Origin of the sequence: Streptomyces fragilis, assembly GCF_003112515.1 — a bacterium.
GTDB classification, from domain to species: domain Bacteria; phylum Actinomycetota; class Actinomycetes; order Streptomycetales; family Streptomycetaceae; genus Streptomyces; species Streptomyces fragilis.
In genome coordinates this window covers 438,175-455,153 of the sequence record NZ_BEVZ01000001.1, presented here as the reverse complement: position 1 = coordinate 455,153, position 16,979 = coordinate 438,175, and the positions used below count along the sequence as shown (strand labels likewise).

Here is a 16,979-nt window from a genome sequence, read left to right as displayed (position 1 = left end):
GCAAGGGCCCGTGGGCGGACGAACCGGCATGGGGGTGCAGGCGATGGAACGGTGGCGGCGGATGCGGCGCGCCGGTGTGGACGCTGCCGTGGCGGTCGCGGCGGCCGCGGCCATGGCCGGCGCCGTCGGCTGCTCCGGCGGGGCCGTCGCGGACGACCGGAAGGCCGGCGGCGCGGACGGGGCGCGGGAGCCCAGGGAGCTGGTGCGGCAGGCGGCGGGCCGGCTGGCGGCCGCCGGTAGCTCGCGGGCCAGCACCTCGATGGCGATGGCCACCGGCGGCACCCGGATCGTCATCCGGGGCGAGGGCGTCTACGACTACCGCAAGCGGCGCGGTGAGCTGTGGGTGACGCTGCCCGAGGCGCCCGCCGGGCGGGCCGCGCGGCGGCCGATCACCGAGCTGCTGACCCCGGGGGCGGTGTACCTGAAGAACCGCGGCGAGGGCGTCCCGGAGGACAAGTGGGTGCGGGTGGACGCCGGGGACTCCGCGGACGGCAACCTGGTGACCGGCGGTGCGACGGACCCCCTGGCGGCGGCGGAGCTGCTGCGGGGCGCGCGGCAGGCCGAGTACCGGGGGACGGTGGACTTCGCGGGGACCCAGGTGCGGCGCTACGGGGGCGTGGCGCACCTGGGGGACGCCGCCGCGCTCGCCCGGTCGGGATGGCGGGAAGCACTGCGGGCGGCGGCGAAAGGGTTCGCCAGTGCCGAGGTCCCGTTCGACGTGTACCTCGACGGCCAGGGGCGGATCCGCAAGGTCCGGCAGGAGTTCAGCTTCCTCAACGAGGCGCGCCGCACGGTGGTGGTGACGTCCACGACGACGCTGTTCGACTTCGGGGCCCCGGTGGACGTCCGGCTGCCCGCCGCCGGCGACATCTTCGACGGACGGATCGCCACACGCTGACGGCCCCGCGCGGCCCCCGGACCGGGGGCGGCACGAGGCCGTCGGCGGAGCCGGCCACGGGGCCGGCCGGGATGAACGGGGCGGCGCTAGAGCATGGCGACCAGGTGGACCAGTCCGTAGCAGCCGGCGGCCACCAGGGCGGCGGCCGGCATGGTGATGAACCAGCCCAGCACGATGTTCTTGGCCACGCCCCAGCGCACCGCGTTGACGCGCTTGGTGGCGCCGACGCCCATGATCGCGGAGGTGATCACGTGGGTCGTGGAGATGGGCGCCTTGAAGATGAACGCGGTGACGAACATGATCGACGCGCCGGTGGTCTCGGCGGCGAAGCCCTGCGGCGGGTCCAGTTCGATGATCTTGCGGCCCAGGGTGCGCATGATGCGCCAGCCGCCCGCGTAGGTGCCCAGCGAGAGCATCAGGGCGCACATGATCTTGACCCAGACCGGGATCGCGTCGCCGTACTCCTCGACGTCGGCGATGACCAGGGCCATCACCACGATGCCCATGGTCTTCTGGGCGTCCTGGAGGCCGTGGCCCAGCGCCATGCCGGCCGCCGAGACGGTCTGGGCGATGCGGAAGCCGCGCTTGGCCTTGTGCGGGTTGGACCGGCGGAAGATCCACATGATGGCCGTCATCACCAGGTAGCCGGCCACCAGGCCGACCACGGGGGAGATGAACATCGGCAGGACGATCTTCTGCAGGACGCCGTCCCAGAAGACGGTGATCCCGCCGGCCAGGGCCGCGCCGACCATGCCGCCGAACAGCGCGTGCGAGGAGGACGAGGGCAGGCCGAAGTACCAGGTGAGGAGGTTCCAGGCGATCGCGCCGACCAGAGCCGCGAACAGGATGCCCATGCCCTTGGAGCCCTCGGGCGTCTCGATCAGACCCTCACTGACGGTCTTCGCGACGCCGGAGCCCATGAAGGCGCCGATCAGGTTCATCACGGCCGCCATCGCCAGCGCGGCCCGGGGGGTCAGCGCACGGGTGGAGACCGAGGTGGCGATCGCGTTCGCGGAGTCGTGGAAGCCGTTGGTGTAGGTGAAGAAGAGCGCGACGCCGACCGTCACGATCAGAGCAAAGGTGTCCATGTCAGAGCTCAGGACTCCTTGACCGAGATCGTCTCCACCGTGTTGGCGACGTGTTCGAAGGCGTCCGCCGCCTCCTCGAGGACGTCCACGATCTGCTTCAGCTTGAGCACCTCGATGGCGTCGTACTTGCCGTTGAAGAGCTGGGCCAGCAGCTTGCGGTGGATCTGGTCCGCCTGGTTCTCCAGCCGGTTGACCTCGATCCAGTACTCGGTGAGGTTCGACATGGTGCGCAGGTTGGGCATGGCCTCGGCGGTCAGTTCGGCCGCCCGCGCCAGCACCTCGATCTGCTGCTCGACGCCCTTGGGGAGTTCCTCGACGTTGTAGAGGACGACCAGGTCGACGGCCTCCTCCATGAAGTCCATGACGTCGTCGAGCGAACCCGCGAGGGCGTAGATGTCCTCGCGGTCGAAGGGCGTGATGAAGGACGAGTTCAGCTGGTGGAAGATCGCGTGGGTGGCGTCGTCACCGGCGTGTTCCGCGGCCCGCATCCGCTCGGCGATCTCGCCCCGCGCGGACGGCTCCGCACCGAGCAGTTCCAGCAGGAGCTTGGAGCCGGTGACGATGTTGTCCGCGGAAGCGGAGAACATGTCGTAGAAGCTCGTCTCCCTCGGGGTCAGACGAAAGCGCACGTGGGGTCCTCGGAGGCTGTCGAATCGGTCAGGGTGATGCTAGGCCCATCGGGGGGCCGCTGCTAATGGAGCGGGCTGGCCGAGATCCAGTGTCGCCCATCCGCTCCGCGGCGGCCGTACCCCCATCTACCCACCGAACGCGAGTACCATATACCCGGCAGGGGTATGCATCTCGCGCCGGCCGCAGGGGCCCGGAAGTGACGAATGCGACATGTGAGGCGAGGAGGGCTGCCGGAGATGGCGACGACGCCGGAGGTCGGGTCGGCCGAGGAGGCCCCCGCCGCCGAGGAGCACGCGCGGGACGCGCTGCAGGCGCAGGACGGGCAGCACGGACAGCCCGCGCAGAACGGACAGCACGCGCAGCACCACGGCTACCACGCCCGCAAGGCCGACCACCTCAAGCGGCTGCGGCGGATCGAAGGACAGATCCGCGGCCTGCAGAGAATGGTCGAGGAGGACGTCTACTGCATCGACATACTCACGCAGGTGTCCGCCTCCACCAAGGGCCTGCAGTCGTTCGCGCTGCAACTGCTGGAGGAGCACCTGCGGCACTGTGTCGCCGACGCGGCGGTCAGGGGCGGCGACGAGATCGACGCCAAGGTCGAGGAGGCCACCAAGGCCATCGCCCGCATGCTGCGCACCTGAGCCCTCCCGGCGGTCAGCGCGAGGTGCGGCGGTCCTCCCCGACGCGGAGGATCTCGTCGATGCTCGCCTGGCTGAGCCGGTCCCCGTTCGCCGAGGAGGCGGCGATCATCAGGTCGCCGCAGAGCTCTATCTCGGCGAGAGCGATCTGGTCCTGGACCTGTCCGGGAGCGCCGAGCGGAGCCACGCCGATCACCCCTCCTTCTGCCGGAAGCCGTACGGGCTTCCCAGACTAAGGAGACGGAGGCTCTTCGCGCATGGCACGGACGGGCTAGTCCCAAGGGCCCACGGCGGATCCCGCGTGTGGAGCGTGTGGAGCGCGTGGAGGCGGTGAAGGGGCCCGCGCCGGTGGGCGCGGGCCCCGGCCTCGCGGTGGCACCGCCATGCAGCACCGCGAGGAGCTGGCGAGGACGGCCCGGTCAGCCGAAGCGGCCGGAGATGTAGTCCTCGGTGTCCTTGACCGACGGGTTGGAGAAGATCCGCTCGGTGTCGTCGATCTCGATCAGCCGGCCCGGCTGCCCGATCGCGGCCAGGTTGAAGAAGGCGGTGCGGTCCGAGACGCGGGCCGCCTGCTGCATGTTGTGGGTCACGATGACGATCGTGTACTGCTCCTTGAGCTCGCCGATCAGGTCCTCGATGGCGAGCGTCGAGATCGGGTCGAGCGCCGAGCAGGGCTCGTCCATCAGCAGCACCTTGGGCTGCACGGCGATGGCCCGTGCGATGCACAGGCGCTGCTGCTGGCCGCCGGAGAGGCCGGAGCCGGGCTTGTTGAGGCGGTCCTTGACCTCGTTCCACAGGTTGGCGCCGCGCAGGGACTGCTCGACGATGTCGGCCAGGGAGGACTTCTTGTGGTCGCCGTTCAGCCGCAGCCCGGCCGCCACGTTGTCGAAGATCGACATGGTGGGGAACGGGTTGGGCCGCTGGAAGACCATGCCGACCTCCCGGCGCACCGACACGGGGTCGATGCCGGGGCCGTACAGGTCCTCGTCGCCCAGCATCACCTTGCCCTCGACGCGGCCGCCGGGGACGACCTCGTGCATCCGGTTCAGGGTGCGCAGGAACGTGGACTTGCCGCAGCCGGAGGGGCCGATGAAGGCGGTCACCGAGCGGGGCTCGACGGTCATCGAGATGTCCTCGATGGCCTTGTGGGCGCCGTAGAAGGCGGAGAGCCCGCCGACGTCGATTCGCTTGGCCATTTCAGTCACTTCCAGAAGTTCAGCGGGGCGTCTTCCAGCGGGCGATGCCGCGGGCCACCAGGTTGAGGACCATCACGAAGGCGATCAGCGTCAGCGCCGCCGCCCAGGCCCGGTCGTAGGCCGCCGTCGAGCCGGCGCTGTTGACGTACTGCTGGTAGATGTACAGCGGCAGCGACGCCTGGGCGCCCTCGAAGGGGTTGGCGTTGATGAACGGGTTGCCGAACACCAGCAGCAGGACCGGGGCGCTCTCGCCCGCGATGCGGGCGATCGCGAGCATCACGCCGGTGGTGATGCCGCCGATCGCGGTGGGCAGGACGACCTTCAGGATGGTCCGCCACCTGGGCACGCCCAGCGCGAGGGAGGCCTCGCGCAGCTCGTTGGGGACGAGCTTGAGCATCTCCTCGGTGGAGCGGACGACGACCGGCATCATCAGGATGGCCAGGGCCAGCGAGCCGGCGAAGCCGAAGGGCTGCAGGTCGAACATGAGCATCAGGCTCAGGATGAACAGGCCGGCCACGATGGACGGGATGCCGGTCATCACGTCGACGAAGAAGGTGACGGCCTTCGCCAGCGGGCCCCGGCCGTACTCGACCAGGTAGATCGCGGTGAGCACGCCGATCGGGGCGGCGATCAGGGTGGCCAGGCCCACCTGCTGCGCGGTGCCCAGGATGGCGTGGTAGATGCCACCGCCGGGCTCGGCGTCGGCGACGGTGCCCATGGAGTGGGTGAGGAAGTACCCGTCGAGGACCTTCACGCCGCGCACCACGGTCTCCCAGACCAGGGAGAGCAGCGGGACGACGGCCAGCAGGAACGCCACCCAGACCAGGCTGGTGGCGACGCGGTCCTTGGCCTGGCGGCGTCCCTCGACCTTGGCGGACAGCGCGTAGGTGCCCAGCACGAACAGGACGGCGGCCATCAGGCCCCACTGGACGCGGCTGTGCAGGCCGGCCGCCAGGCCGACGGCGACCGCGACGGCGACCGCGGTGACGGCGACGGCCCACGGGGCCCACTGCGGAAGCCGTGCGCCCTGCAGGGAGCCGGGGCGGGCGAGGGTGGACGTGGTGCTCATGCGTTGGCCCCCGAGTACTCCTTGCGGCGGGCGATGATCAGCCGCGCGGCGCCGTTGACCAGCAGGGTGATGACGAAGAGGACGAGGCCGGAGGCGATCAGCGCGTCACGGCCCTGCTCGTTGGCCTCACCGAACTTGCTGGCGATGTTCTGCGCGAAGGTGCCGCCGCCCGGGTCCAGGAGGCTGGCCTGGATGTCGAAGCTGGGGGACAGCACGGTCGCCACGGCCATGGTCTCGCCCAGGGCGCGGCCGAGTCCCAGCATCGACGCGGAGATCACGCCGGAGCGGCCGAAGGGTAGGACCGACATGCGGATGACCTCCCAGCGGGTGGCGCCGAGGGCGAGGGCCGCCTCCTCGTGGGCCCTGGGAACCTGGCGGAAGACCTCGCGGCTCACGTTGGTGATGACCGGAAGAATCATGATCGCCAGCAGGATGCCGACGGTGAGCATCGAGCGCGGGGCGCCGCCCTGCCAGGCGAGGATCCCGGTCCAGCCCAGGTACGTGTCCAGCCAGCCGAACAGGCCGTTCATGTGCGGGACGAGGACCAGCGCGCCCCACAGGCCGTAGACGATCGACGGCACCGCCGCGAGCAGGTCCACCACGTAGGCGATGGGGCCGCTCAGCCGGCGCGGGGCGTAGTGGGTGAGGAAGAGGGCGATGGCCACCGCGACCGGGACCGCGACGGCCATGGCGATCACCGACGACACGACGGTGCCGAAGGCGAGCACCGCGATGCCGAAGACCGGCTCGGGGCTGTTGGGGTCCCACTCGAAGGTGGTGAGGAAGTTGGCCCGGTCCTCGCTGATGGCGAGGGCGGCGCGGTAGCTCAGGAACACCGCGATCGCCGCCATCACGGCCAGCAGCAGGATGCCGGAGCCGCGGGAGAGGCCGAGGAAGACGCGGTCGCCGCGGCGGGTCGCGGTGCCCGGGGCGGTCGCGGTGGCCCCGGGGCGGGGCGCCGGCTTCACGGGTGCCGGAGCGGTGTCCGGGGTGGCGTCAGGGGTGGTGTCCGGGGTGGCGGCGGAGCCGGGTGCGGGCTCGTCGCGCGGCGCGGGGTCCGGCCGCGTGGCGTCCGGGGTCCCGTGCGCGGTCCCCGTCGCGGGGGGTCCGTCGCCTTCGGTTGTCTGTGACTTGCGTGTCGATATGTCCATCGGGGTCTCCGGTCTGCGGAGGCCGGTGCCGGACCGTCCCGGTCGGGGCGGGGACGGTCCGGACGGCTCCTGGCGGCGGTGCACCGGACGGAGCCCGGCCGGGGCCGGGCTCGGGGGATCAGGCGAGGCCGTCGATGGTCTCGCGGACCTTGCCGATGATCTCGTCGGGGATCGGGGCGTAGCCGGCGTCGGCGAGCAGCGCCTGGCCGTCCTCGCTCGCGATGTAGTTCAGGAAGGACTTGGTGGCCGGGAGGGTCTCGGCCTTGTTGCCCTTGTCGCAGACGATCTCGTAGGTCACGAGGGTGATCGGGTAGGCGTTGTCGGCCTTGGTGGCGTAGTTCAGCTCCAGCGCCAGGTCCTTGCCGGTGCCGACGATCTTGGCGTCCGCGATGGCGTTGGAGGCGTTCTCCACGGTGGCGGCGACCGGGGCGGAGGCGCCGGTGTCGATGGAGACGGTCTGGCCGTCCTTCGCGTAGGAGAGCTCCATGTAGCCGATGGCGCCCTCGGTCTGCTTGACCTGCTGGGCGACGCCGCTGGAGCCGGAGGCGCCCTGGCCGCCCTTGGCCTGCCAGGACTTGCCGCCCTCGTACTTCCAGTCGTCGGGGGCGGTGGCGATCAGGTACTTGGTGAAGTTGTCCGTGGTGCCGGACTCGTCCGAGCGGTGGAAGGCCTGGATCTTGGTGGACGGCAGCTCGGCGTCCGGGTTCAGCTTCTTGATCGCCGCGTCGTCCCAGGTGGTGATCTTCGCGTCGAAGATCTTCGCGAGGGTCGGGGCGTCGAGGACCAGCTCGTCCACGCCGGGCAGGTTGTAGGAGACCGCGATCGGACCGCCGACCATCGGCAGGTCGATCGCCTGGCCGCCCTTGCAGATCTTCTTCGACGCGGTGATCTCCTCCGGCTTGAGCGCGGAGTCGGAGCCGGCGAACGCGACCTGGCCCTGGGTGAACGCGGTGATGCCCGCGCCGGAGCCGGAACCCTTGTAGTTGATCTGCAGCCCGCCCTTGCAGGCGGCGGCGAACTGCTTGACCCAGGCGTCGATGGCGTTCTTCTGCGCGGAGGAACCGTCGGCGAGGAGCTGGCCCTTGGCGTCGCCGCAGTCGATGGCGCCGGCCTGGGCGCTGGCCGCGCTGTCGGCCGTGCCGGTCTCGCTCGTCGCGTCCGAGCCGCACGCCGTGAGGGCCAGGGCGCCGGAGACGGCGAGAGCGCCGAGGGTCAGGGCCCGCGGGGTCATGCGCCGGGTCTTGCGCTGAAGCGTCACTTTTCGTGGATTCCTTCCGGGAGCCGCCGGGTGCGTCTCGTGCGTGTGGCGGCGTGCGAAGTCTTGGTGGCGGGGGGTGTCCTTGCGACGGTTTCCCCGCCGTCACGGCCGAAATTAGGCCGGTGAGGTGACGGGGCCGACGGGGGAGAGTGAACGGGGGGTGAATCCGCGGGGACGGTGCGGTGCGGCTCCCCCGGCCCCTGTCTTGCGCTGCACGCCGCCCCTCGCGTCCCCGGGTGCCGGCGCGGTGCCGCGTCCTCGACCCGTGCCGCGCTCGCACGCACGCACGCCGCCCGGGGCGCGGGGTACGGCGGGGCTCCGGCGAGCAGCACCGTCCGGTCCCCGGCCCGCCCTCTGCCCGGAAAGGCTCGCGTCGCGTGGGGCGAACCGTCTCGTGAGGGACGTGGGCCCCTGCCGCTCACCCCTGCCGCCTCGGTCCCGCCACCCGCTCCTGCCGCCCGGCGGCACGATCGCCGCGGGGCGGGGCGGGGCCGGGCGGGGCGGAGGTCAGAGGACGTGGGTGAGGAAGGCGGTGAGGAGGGTGTGGTCGTGGGGGTGGGTGAGGTGGTGGTGGGCGATGGAGGCGGGGTGCCAGGCGAGGGCGCCGATCTCGCGGGTGGCGGTGAAGGTGTCGGGCGCGGTGGTCTCCGCGGCCCAGTAGTCGACCCGCTTGGGCCGCCCGCCGACCGTGTAGCGGACGGTGGGCAGTCGCGGGCCGAGGGACACGTGGTGGCCCGTCTCCTCCGCGACCTCACGGACCGCGGCCTCCTCAAGGGTCTCCCCGGGTTCGAGCTTCCCCTTGGGGAAGGACCAGTCGTCGTACTTGGGCCGGTACACCAGGCACACCTCGAGCCCGCCGCCCGCGCCTCGGCGGTACAGGACGCAGCCCGCCGCCAGGATCGTGTCGTCGCCGTCGTCGTCGTTCATGGGACCGTCACCGTGCTCGTACTCGTGCTCGGGTGGGGGACCGGCACAGTCCGGGGCTGCGCCGGGGAGCGCCAGGCCTGGTGGAAGTCGTGGCGCGCGGCCAGCACCTCGTGCCGCTGGTGGGCGTGCAGGTTGCCCAGCGCGTACGCGGTGGCCGGCGCGATCCGCGGCGTCCGGGCGGCCGCGGCGGCGACCGAGGCGGCCTCCGCCGCGTCCCGGTGCCGGTCCAGCGCCCGCGCCGCGGACAACAGCCGCGGCGGCACCGGCAGGGTGAGGGCCTCCAGCGCGTACCGGTGCAGCCGGAGCAGGGCGCGTACCTGGTGCCAGGGGGCGTCGCCGTCGCCGGGCCGGTCCGCGGGGTAGGGGGCCCGGTCCGGCCCCGTCCCAGGGTGGGCTTCCGGCAGCGCCGCCACCGCCTCGGCCAGCCGCCGTCCCGCCGCGTCGGTGTGCGCGCGCAGCCCCGCCCCGTCGCCGTCGCCCGGGTCGCCGCCCCACGCGCTGTCGCCCGTGCCGTCGCGGCCGGCGTCCTGGCCGCCGCCCGCGTGACCGCGTCCGTCGACCGGGCCCCGGCCGGGGCCGTCGCCCCGCAGCGGGACCTCCCCGGCCAGCAGGGCCACCGCGTCGGCCAGGGCGTGGAACCGGGCCGAGCCGAGCGCCTCCAGCACCGCCGAGTGCGCCCGGCCGCGGGCCGGCGTGAGGCGGCGTTCCAGCAGGGCCGCCGCCTTGGCCGCGCCCAGGTCCTCCCGCGGCTCGTGCAGCGCGGCCCGCAGCCGCCCCAGGGTGGCCGTGTGCAGGCGCTCCTGCGCGAGCACGCCGGAGAACCAGGCGAGTTCGCGCCGTAAGGCCGTGGACCAGGCGGGATCGAGCACGGAGTGGAAGGTGTGCAGCGTCGCGCCGATCCGGCGCGCGGCCCTGCGCAGGGCGGGCGCGCACTCCGCGCCCCCGCCCCCGCCCGCGGCGAAGCCCTTCGGCGCGCGCAGGAACTCGGTGGCCTGCGCGCGCAGATAGGCCGCGAGGGCATCGCTGTCAGGGTGTTGCTGGACCACGCCGGCGCCTCCGGGCGTCGATGAGCATCTCCTGGACATGGGGCAGCGGCCGCCCGTCCGGGTCCGTGCAGTGCCGGGTCCACTCGCCGTCCGGGCCGAGGTGCCAGGACGAGGTGGAGTCGGACATGCCGGTCTCCAGGAACCGGTTGAGGGTGGCCCGGTGGGTCGGGTCGGTGACCCTGACCAGCGCCTCGATGCGCCGGTCGAGGTTGCGGTGCATCATGTCGGCGCTGCCGAACCACACCTCGGGCTCGCCGCCGTTGGCGAACGAGAAGATCCGCGAGTGCTCCAGGAACCGGCCGAGGACCGACCGGACCCGGATGTTCTCCGAAAGACCGGGGACGCCGGGCCGCACGGCGCAGATGCCGCGCACCCAGATGTCCACCGGCACCCCCGCCTGGGAGGCGCGGTAGCAGGCGTCGATGACGGCCTCGTCGACCATCGAGTTGACCTTGATCCGCACGTACGCGGGCCGGCCGGCCCGGTGGTGGCGGATCTCCTTGCCGATGCGGGAGACCAGCCCGTCGCGCAGCGACTTGGGCGCCACCAGCAGACGGCGGTAGGTCTCCCGGCGCGAGTAGCCGGAGAGCCGGTTGAACAGGTCGGAGAGGTCCGCGCCGACCTGCTGGTCCGCCGTGAGCAGGCCGAGGTCCTCGTAGAGGCGGGCCGTCTTGGGGTGGTAGTTGCCGGTGCCGACGTGCGAGTAGCGGCGCAGGGTGTCGCCCTCCTGGCGCACCACCAGCGACAGCTTGCAGTGCGTCTTGAGGCCGACCAGGCCGTAGACGACGTGGCAGCCGGACTCCTCCAGCTTGCGGGCCCACTTGATGTTGGCCTGCTCGTCGAAGCGGGCCTTGATCTCGACCAGGACGAGGACCTGCTTGCCGGCCTCGGCCGCGTCTATCAGGGCGTCGACGATCGGCGAGTCGCCGGAGGTGCGGTAGAGGGTCTGCTTGATGGCCAGCACGTCCGGGTCGGCGGCGGCCTGCTCCAGGAAGGTCTGCACGGAGGTGGAGAACGAGTCGTACGGGTGGTGCAGCAGCACGTCCCGCTCGCGCAGCGCGCCGAAGATGTCGGGCGCGGAGGCGGATTCCACCTCGGCGAGGTCACGGTGGGTGCCCGCGATGAACTTGCGGTACTTCAGCTCGGGGCGGTCCAGGCCGGCGATGCCGAAGAGGCCGGTGAGGTCCAGCGGCCCGGGCAGCGGGTACACCTCCGCCTCGGTGATCTTCAGCTCGCGCACCAGCAGGTCCAGGACGTGCCGGTCGATGGACTCCTCGACCTCCAGGCGCACCGGCGGGCCGAAGCGGCGCCGCATGAGCTCCTTCTCCAGCGCCTTGAGGAGGTTCTCGGTGTCGTCCTCCTCGACCTCCAGGTCCTCGTTGCGGGTGATCCGGAAGGCGTGGTGCTGCAGCACCTCCATGCCCGGGAACAGCTCCTCCAGGTGCGCGGAGATGACGTCCTCGATGGGGACGTAGCGCTCCGGGGAGGCCTCCAGGAAGCGGGAGAGCGACGGCGGCACCTTGACCCGGGCGAAGTGCCGGTGGCCGGAGACCGGGTTGCGGACGACGACGGCCAGGTTGAGCGAGAGGCCGGAGATGTAGGGGAAGGGGTGCGCGGGGTCCACGGCGAGCGGCGTGAGGACCGGGAAGATCTTGGAACGGAAGAGCGTGAAGAGCCGCGCCTGCTCCTTCTCGGTCAGCTCCCCCCAGCGCACGACGTGGATGCCCTGCTCGGCGAGCGCGGGGGCGACGTCCTCGTGGAAGCAGGCGGCATGCCGGGCCATGAGCTCGCGGGAGCGGGCCCAGATCATCTCCAGCACCTCGCGGGGCTGCAGGCCGGAGGCGGAGCGCTGGGCGACGCCGGTGGCGATGCGGCGCTTGAGGCCGGCGACGCGGACCATGAAGAACTCGTCCAGGTTGCTGGCGAAGATCGCGAGGAAGTTGGCGCGCTCCAGCAGCGGCGTGTTCGGGTCCTCGGCGAGCTCGAGGACGCGCTCGTTGAAGGCGAGCCAGCTGCGTTCACGGTCCAGGAAGCGGCCCTCGGGGAGCGGGCCGTCCTCGTGGCGGACCTCCTGGTAACCGTCGAAGTCCGGACCCGCCTCCTGCTCCTCGTCACGGAGCGGCCGGCGCGGCGGTTCGCTCTCGTGTCCCGCGGGTCCGGCGGATATCACTCCGACGGCGGCCTTCGACAGCCGCGCGGCGGGATCCTGGGCGCTGCGGTCCTGGGTCATGGGGTCCTGGGCACTGGGCTCGCTCATGACCCCATTGTTCCGCGTGGCGGCCTCGAATGGCATGTCGGACCGGGCGCGTGGAAGCACCCGGAGGTGAGCATTCCGCCTGCTCACGCCGCCTCTGCGGGACGTCGCCGGGGTCGGGGACGCGCTCTCGCCCCCCGAGGGGTCCTCGGGGGGCGGGTCGCCGGCATCGGTAGGAGGGGTGTTCACCACCGGGGAAGGCTTTCAAGCGCGCCTGAATGCCGGGTTACGGGCAGTTGGCTGCCAGGCGTCAGGCGGTACGGCGCCGGAGGACGCGGTACGACAGGACGACCGCGAGGGCGGCGACGGCGAGCCAGATACCGGACTCCACGAGCTGGAGGGGCCAGAAATGGCTCGTCGGATGGTAGGTGGCCCAGACGTCGGTCAGCCCCCGCTCCTTCAGGCACGCGTAGAAGTCGCCGGTGTCCCCGGCCGGGCCCTCGCTGGGATGGACCGCGTCCAGGCAGCTGCCGTCGTATCCGACCAGGTCACCGGAGGCGGTGACCGCACCGCTGTCGAGCGGCCACTCGTCGGCGGTGGCGTACCAGCGGGGCGAGGGGTCGGCCAGCTTGTAGCCGTAGCGGATCTCGTCGGGCCAGAGCAGGTGGCGGTTCGCCAGGAACCACACGGTGCCGGAGGCCATGAGCGCCGCACCCGCGCCGAGGGAGGCCAGGGTGCGCCGGAACAGGAGTCCGAGCAGCACACCGACGGCGACCGCGCACAGTATGCGGGGCACCATGACGACGCCGGTGCCGGTGAAGACGTCCTCGCCCCAGAGGCTCCTGCCGCCCAGCCAGCGGGTGATGTGCCCCCCCTCGCCCGCCTGGTGGCCGAGGCGGTAGAGCCAGAGCAGCAGGGTCATGCCCGCGGTGACGGCCACGGCGGGCAGGACGAGCTTGGCGGTGAGCCAGCGGGCCGGGGTGACCGACTGGGACCACGCCAGACGCGTGGTGCCGGTCTCCTCCTCCCGCGCGGTCAGGGACGCGGCGGCCCAGCCGCCGACCAGCAGTGGTGCGACGACAATGAGGTAGAAGCCGAGCCGCAGCGCGCCGCGGTACGTGTCGACGGTCGCCAGGTACTCGCTCAGCCCTTCCGCGCAGCTGCGGGGCAGGGAGGTCGTGACCGGAGGACATGCCTCCAGCTGCGCCGCTATGCCGTTCGACGCCGGCCCCCACGCCCACAGCAGCAGCCCGGCGCCCAGGGCGACGTAGGCGATCCACACCCACAGCGCCCACCGGTGGACGCGGTACACGGCCCAGGCGGCCCCGCCCGGGGCCTTCACCGGAGCGGGAGGCACCCCAGAGGCTTCGGACGGCGCGGGAGGGGTCAGGGTCGTGGTCATGCGGCACCCTTCCGGAGGTCCGTGCGGCGGCGCAGCAGGTGGTAGGAGAGGAACACCGCGAGGGCGGCGACGGCGAGCCAGACGCCGGACTCGGCGAACTGGAGCGGCCAGTAGTGGCTCTTGGGGTGGTAGGCGACCCAGACGTCGCGCAGGCCGCTCTCCTTGAGGCAGGCGTAGAAGGCCTCCGCCTCGCCGTGCTTGTCCCGGCCGGCGTCGATCGCCGCGTCCATGCAGGTGAAGTCGTACGGGACCAGGTCGCCGGACCGGGTCACCGCCCCGCTCTCGACCCGCCATTCGCCGGCGATGACGCCCACGTAGGTGCTGTGGACGTCGTGCGTGTAGCCGTACCGGGTCGCGGTCGGCCACAGGAGGTGGCGGGCGACGGTGAACTTCACCGCGGCCGCCGTCATGAGCAGTACGCCCGTGCCCAGGGACGCCAGGGAGCGCCTGATCAGCAGGCCCAGCAGGACGCCGACCGCCACCGCGCACAGCACGCGGGGCACCGTGGCGATCCCCAGGCCGGTGAAGTGTTCCTCGCTCCACCATTCCTGCCCGGCCGGCCACACCTGCGCGCGCAGGCCGGCGCCCGCGCGGTACGCGAGGCGGTACAGCACCAGCAGCGGCACGGTGCCGGCGGTCACGAGGACGGCCGGGACGGCGAGCTTGGCGGTGAGCCAGCGGGCCGGGGTGACCGACTGGGTCCAGGCCAGGTGTGCGGTGCCGGTCTCCAGTTCGCGGGCGGTGAGTGAGGCGGCCGCCCAGGCGCCGACCAGGAACGGCGCCATGAAGATGACGCAGAAGCCGTAGCGGAGGTAGTCCTCGTACCGGGTGAAGAGCGTGAACTGGCTTCCTCCGCAACGCCCGCCCTTCCACAGGCCCGCGCAGGCGTCCACCGCGGCCCGGGCGTCCCCCAGGGCGGGGCCCCAGGCCCACAGCAGCAGCCCGGCCCCCAGGGCGACGTAGGCGAGCCACACCCACAGCGCCCACCGGTGCAGGCGCAGGACGGTCCGGATCAGCCCCTCCGGGCCCTTGTGCGCGGCCGGGGCTCCGGCCGGGGAGGTCGAGATCGAGGTCGTGGTCACGCGGCGCCCTCCCGGAGAGCCGTACGGTCGCGCAGCAGGCGGTAGGAGAGGAACACCGCGAGGGTGGCGACGGCGAGCCAGATGCCGGACTCCACGAGCTGGAGCGGCCAGAAGTGGGATTTCGGGTGGTAGGTGGTCCAGACGTCCGTGACGCCTTCCTTCCTGAGGCAGGCGAAGTAACCGTCCGCGTCGAAGCCGCTGTGCCGGCGGGCGGCGTCGAAGCAATCCCAGTCGGCCGCGCCCCCGTTGCCCTCGACGAGTTCGCCGGACGCGGTCACCTCGCCGTCGGCGACGTGCTGGTTGCCGTGCCCGAGATCGGCGTGGGGCATGGGGCTGCCGGTGCGTGAGCCGTAGGTGATCTCGGTGGGCCACAGCAGGTGACGGCCCGCGACGAAGGCGACGGTGCCCGCCCCCATCAGTGCCAGCCCGGTACCGAGCGAGGCCAGGGTCCGTCGCAGCAGGAGGCCGAGGAGGACGCCTACGGCGACCGCGCACAGGACGCGGGGCACCATGACGACGCCCGTCGCGGTGAAGACGTCCTCCTGCCACCAGGACCGGGTCTCGCCGCGGATGGCCCGGTAGGGACCGGCGCCCTCGAGGTGGGCGAGGCGGTACAACGCCAGCAGCAGGGTCGTCCCGGCGGCGGCGATCACGGCGGGCAGAGCGAGCTTGGTGGTGAGCCAGCGGGTCGGGGTGACCGACTGGGTCCACGCCAGCTGGGCGGTGCCGGTCTCCAGTTCGCGGCCGGTCAGCGAGGCCGCCGCCCAGCCGCCGATCAGGATCGGGGCGAGGAAAATGGCGTAGAAGCCCCAGACGAGGAAGTCCTGGTAGCTGTTGGCGGTCATGTACACGCTTGTCGCGCAGGGAGGGGCCACGCGGGCGGTCATGTCGCAGGCCGCCACCGCCGAGCGCATCTCGTTCACCGCCGGCCCCCACGCCCACAGCAGCAGCCCCGCTCCCAGGGCGACGTAGGCGGTCCACGCCCACAGCGCCCACCGGTGCAGGCGCAGCACCGCCCAGGCCTGGCCGCCCGGTGGCCGCACCGGTGCCGGGGCGTCGTCCAGGTCCGCCGGGGCCGGCGGCCTCAGCGTCACGCTCATGCGACGGGCTCCCTGAGGTAGGAGAGGACCAGCTCCTCGAGGGTCGGCGCGGCCGCCTCGTGTGCCGCCGGCAGCGGACCCCCGCGGCGGACCAGGGCGGTGACCTGGCGGCCGGTGGTGCGGGACTCGATCACGGTGTGGCCCTCGAGGGAGGCGTCGGCGGGGCCGGTGACCAGGGCGTGCGCGGCCAGCACGTCCTCCAGCTCGCCCTGCAGGCGGACCCGGCCCCGGCGGATCAGCAGGAGGTGGTCGCAGGACCCCTCCAGCTCCGCGATGACGTGCGAGGACATGACGACCGTGGTGCCGTGCTCGGCGGCCTCGGCCATCAGCTCGCCCATCAGCTGGTGGCGGGCGAGCGGGTCCAGGTCGGCCATCGGCTCGTCCAGCAGCAGGAGTTCGGGCCGCTTGCCCAGCGCCAGGGCCAGCGCCACCCGGGTGCGCTGGCCGCCGGAGAGGCTGCGCACCGTGGCCGTCACGTCCAGGTCGCCCTGGGCGACGATGCGTTCGGCCGTGGCCTGGTCCCAGCGGGCCGGGTTGAGCGCGTGCCCCAGGCGCAGTGTGTCGAGCACCGTGAGCTGGCCGTAGAGCGGCTTGTGCTGCGCGACGTAGGCGACCCGTTCGCGCGCGTCGGCGGGGCTGCGGCCGAGCACCCGTATCGCGCCCTCGGTCGGGCGGTCCAGGCCCGCGGCCAGGGCCAGCAGCGTGGACTTGCCGGCGCCGTTGGGGCCGACCACCGCGCAGACGCGGGCGGCCGGGAGGCTGAACGAGCACTCCCGCAGCGCCCAGTTGACCCGGCGCGGAAGCAGGCGGGTGTAGCGCCTGCCCAGCGCCTCGGCCTCGATGGCGGTCTCGGTCATCGGTGATCCCCCCCAATGGGATAGAGGTCGTCCAGGACGGAGGTGAGGAGCGCGGACACGTCGTCGCGGTCCAGGCCGGACGCCTTGGCCTTGCGGCCCCACGCCGCGAGCTCGTCGCGCAGCGGGGCCGAGTCGGCGGCGGCGGGGCCCAGGGAGCGGCGGACGAAGGTGCCGAGCCCGCGCCGGGCCTCCACCAGGCCTTCGCGTTCGAGTTCGCGGTAGGCCTTGAGGACGGTGTTCGGATTGATGGCGGTGGCCGCCACGACCTCGCGGGCCGTGGGCAGCCGGTCACCCGGCTCGAGCAGGCCCAGCCGCAGGGCGTGCTTGGTCTGCTGGACGATCTGCAGATAGGTGGCGACGCCGCTGCGCCGGTCGATGCGGTACTCGACCACTCGACAACACCCTTTCACTAATTGAGTAGTGGAAGGGTGGTGCAAGGA

The 16,979-nt window shown here is 72.4% G+C and carries 17 protein-coding genes; 2 read left to right on the top strand and 15 right to left on the bottom strand.

Annotated features, from left to right (window positions below; translation table 11 throughout):
• The first annotated feature begins 43 nt into the window (after window positions 1-43).
• Window positions 44-898 carry an SCO4651 family lipoprotein gene (locus Sfr03f_RS02035; RefSeq protein WP_108951967.1) on the top strand — a complete coding sequence of 285 codons (855 nt, stop codon included), beginning with the start codon at window positions 44-46 and terminating at the stop codon, window positions 896-898.
• 86 nt (window positions 899-984) lie between these two features.
• On the opposite strand, the gene Sfr03f_RS02030 is transcribed toward Sfr03f_RS02035, so the two are convergent.
• Together Sfr03f_RS02030 and Sfr03f_RS02025 are read right to left on the bottom strand one after the other, a co-directional pair.
• Complete coding sequence (locus tag Sfr03f_RS02030; protein ID WP_108951892.1) at window positions 985-1,986, bottom strand: inorganic phosphate transporter; 1,002 nt, start codon at window positions 1,984-1,986, stop codon at window positions 985-987.
• An 8-nt stretch (window positions 1,987-1,994) separates the two neighbouring features.
• On the bottom strand, window positions 1,995-2,615 hold the full coding sequence (locus tag Sfr03f_RS02025; RefSeq protein WP_108951891.1) for a DUF47 domain-containing protein: 621 nt from the start codon (window positions 2,613-2,615) through the stop codon (window positions 1,995-1,997).
• Window positions 2,616-2,852: 237 nt separating this feature from the next.
• On the opposite strand from Sfr03f_RS02025, the gene Sfr03f_RS02020 reads away from it, so the two are divergent.
• Window positions 2,853-3,260 carry a metal-sensitive transcriptional regulator gene (locus Sfr03f_RS02020; protein WP_170145011.1) on the top strand — a complete coding sequence of 136 codons (408 nt, stop codon included), beginning with the start codon at window positions 2,853-2,855 and terminating at the stop codon, window positions 3,258-3,260.
• A gap of 13 nt (window positions 3,261-3,273) precedes the next feature.
• On the opposite strand, the gene Sfr03f_RS30480 is transcribed toward Sfr03f_RS02020, so the two are convergent.
• The 13 genes from Sfr03f_RS30480 to Sfr03f_RS01955 form a co-directional block, all read right to left on the bottom strand.
• The gene (locus Sfr03f_RS30480) at window positions 3,274-3,444 is read right to left on the bottom strand and encodes a hypothetical protein (protein WP_170145010.1); all 171 of its coding nucleotides are present in this window, start codon (window positions 3,442-3,444) and stop codon (window positions 3,274-3,276) included.
• Between the two features lie 232 nt (window positions 3,445-3,676).
• The gene (gene pstB, locus Sfr03f_RS02010) at window positions 3,677-4,453 is read right to left on the bottom strand and encodes a phosphate ABC transporter ATP-binding protein PstB (RefSeq protein WP_108951889.1); all 777 of its coding nucleotides are present in this window, start codon (window positions 4,451-4,453) and stop codon (window positions 3,677-3,679) included.
• Between the two features lie 19 nt (window positions 4,454-4,472).
• On the bottom strand, window positions 4,473-5,522 hold the full coding sequence (pstA, locus tag Sfr03f_RS02005; protein ID WP_108951888.1) for a phosphate ABC transporter permease PstA: 1,050 nt from the start codon (window positions 5,520-5,522) through the stop codon (window positions 4,473-4,475).
• Window positions 5,519-6,673 (bottom strand): phosphate ABC transporter permease subunit PstC, encoded by a 1,155-nt coding sequence (pstC, locus tag Sfr03f_RS02000; RefSeq protein ID WP_245967343.1) that lies wholly within the window; start codon window positions 6,671-6,673, stop codon window positions 5,519-5,521. Before pstC ends, pstA begins: the two co-directional genes overlap by 4 nt.
• Window positions 6,674-6,791: 118 nt before the next feature.
• Window positions 6,792-7,931 (bottom strand): phosphate ABC transporter substrate-binding protein PstS, encoded by a 1,140-nt coding sequence (gene pstS, locus Sfr03f_RS01995; protein WP_108951887.1) that lies wholly within the window; start codon window positions 7,929-7,931, stop codon window positions 6,792-6,794.
• 507 nt (window positions 7,932-8,438) lie between these two features.
• Window positions 8,439-8,858, bottom strand: a complete 420-nt coding sequence (locus Sfr03f_RS01990; protein ID WP_108951886.1) for an NUDIX hydrolase — start codon at window positions 8,856-8,858, stop codon at window positions 8,439-8,441.
• Window positions 8,855-9,904, bottom strand: a complete 1,050-nt coding sequence (locus Sfr03f_RS01985; RefSeq protein ID WP_308216759.1) for a CHAD domain-containing protein — start codon at window positions 9,902-9,904, stop codon at window positions 8,855-8,857. The genes Sfr03f_RS01990 and Sfr03f_RS01985 overlap by 4 nt, the downstream gene beginning before the upstream one ends.
• The gene (locus Sfr03f_RS01980) at window positions 9,885-12,161 is read right to left on the bottom strand and encodes an RNA degradosome polyphosphate kinase (RefSeq protein WP_308216758.1); all 2,277 of its coding nucleotides are present in this window, start codon (window positions 12,159-12,161) and stop codon (window positions 9,885-9,887) included. Before Sfr03f_RS01980 ends, Sfr03f_RS01985 begins: the two co-directional genes overlap by 20 nt.
• A 247-nt stretch (window positions 12,162-12,408) precedes the next feature.
• Entirely contained in the window at window positions 12,409-13,500 is a 1,092-nt protein-coding gene (locus tag Sfr03f_RS01975) for an ABC-2 membrane transporter-related protein (protein WP_159105516.1), read from the bottom strand.
• Window positions 13,497-14,582 (bottom strand): ABC-2 membrane transporter-related protein, encoded by a 1,086-nt coding sequence (locus tag Sfr03f_RS01970; protein ID WP_108951883.1) that lies wholly within the window; start codon window positions 14,580-14,582, stop codon window positions 13,497-13,499. The genes Sfr03f_RS01975 and Sfr03f_RS01970 overlap by 4 nt, the downstream gene beginning before the upstream one ends.
• Window positions 14,579-15,682, bottom strand: a complete 1,104-nt coding sequence (locus Sfr03f_RS01965) for an ABC-2 membrane transporter-related protein (RefSeq protein WP_108951882.1) — start codon at window positions 15,680-15,682, stop codon at window positions 14,579-14,581. The genes Sfr03f_RS01970 and Sfr03f_RS01965 overlap by 4 nt, the downstream gene beginning before the upstream one ends.
• The gene (locus tag Sfr03f_RS01960) at window positions 15,679-16,539 is read right to left on the bottom strand and encodes an ABC transporter ATP-binding protein (RefSeq protein WP_108951881.1); all 861 of its coding nucleotides are present in this window, start codon (window positions 16,537-16,539) and stop codon (window positions 15,679-15,681) included. The genes Sfr03f_RS01965 and Sfr03f_RS01960 overlap by 4 nt, the downstream gene beginning before the upstream one ends.
• Complete coding sequence (locus tag Sfr03f_RS01955) at window positions 16,536-16,931, bottom strand: GntR family transcriptional regulator (protein ID WP_108951880.1); 396 nt, start codon at window positions 16,929-16,931, stop codon at window positions 16,536-16,538. The genes Sfr03f_RS01960 and Sfr03f_RS01955 overlap by 4 nt, the downstream gene beginning before the upstream one ends.
• Between the last annotated feature and the right edge of the window lie 48 nt (window positions 16,932-16,979).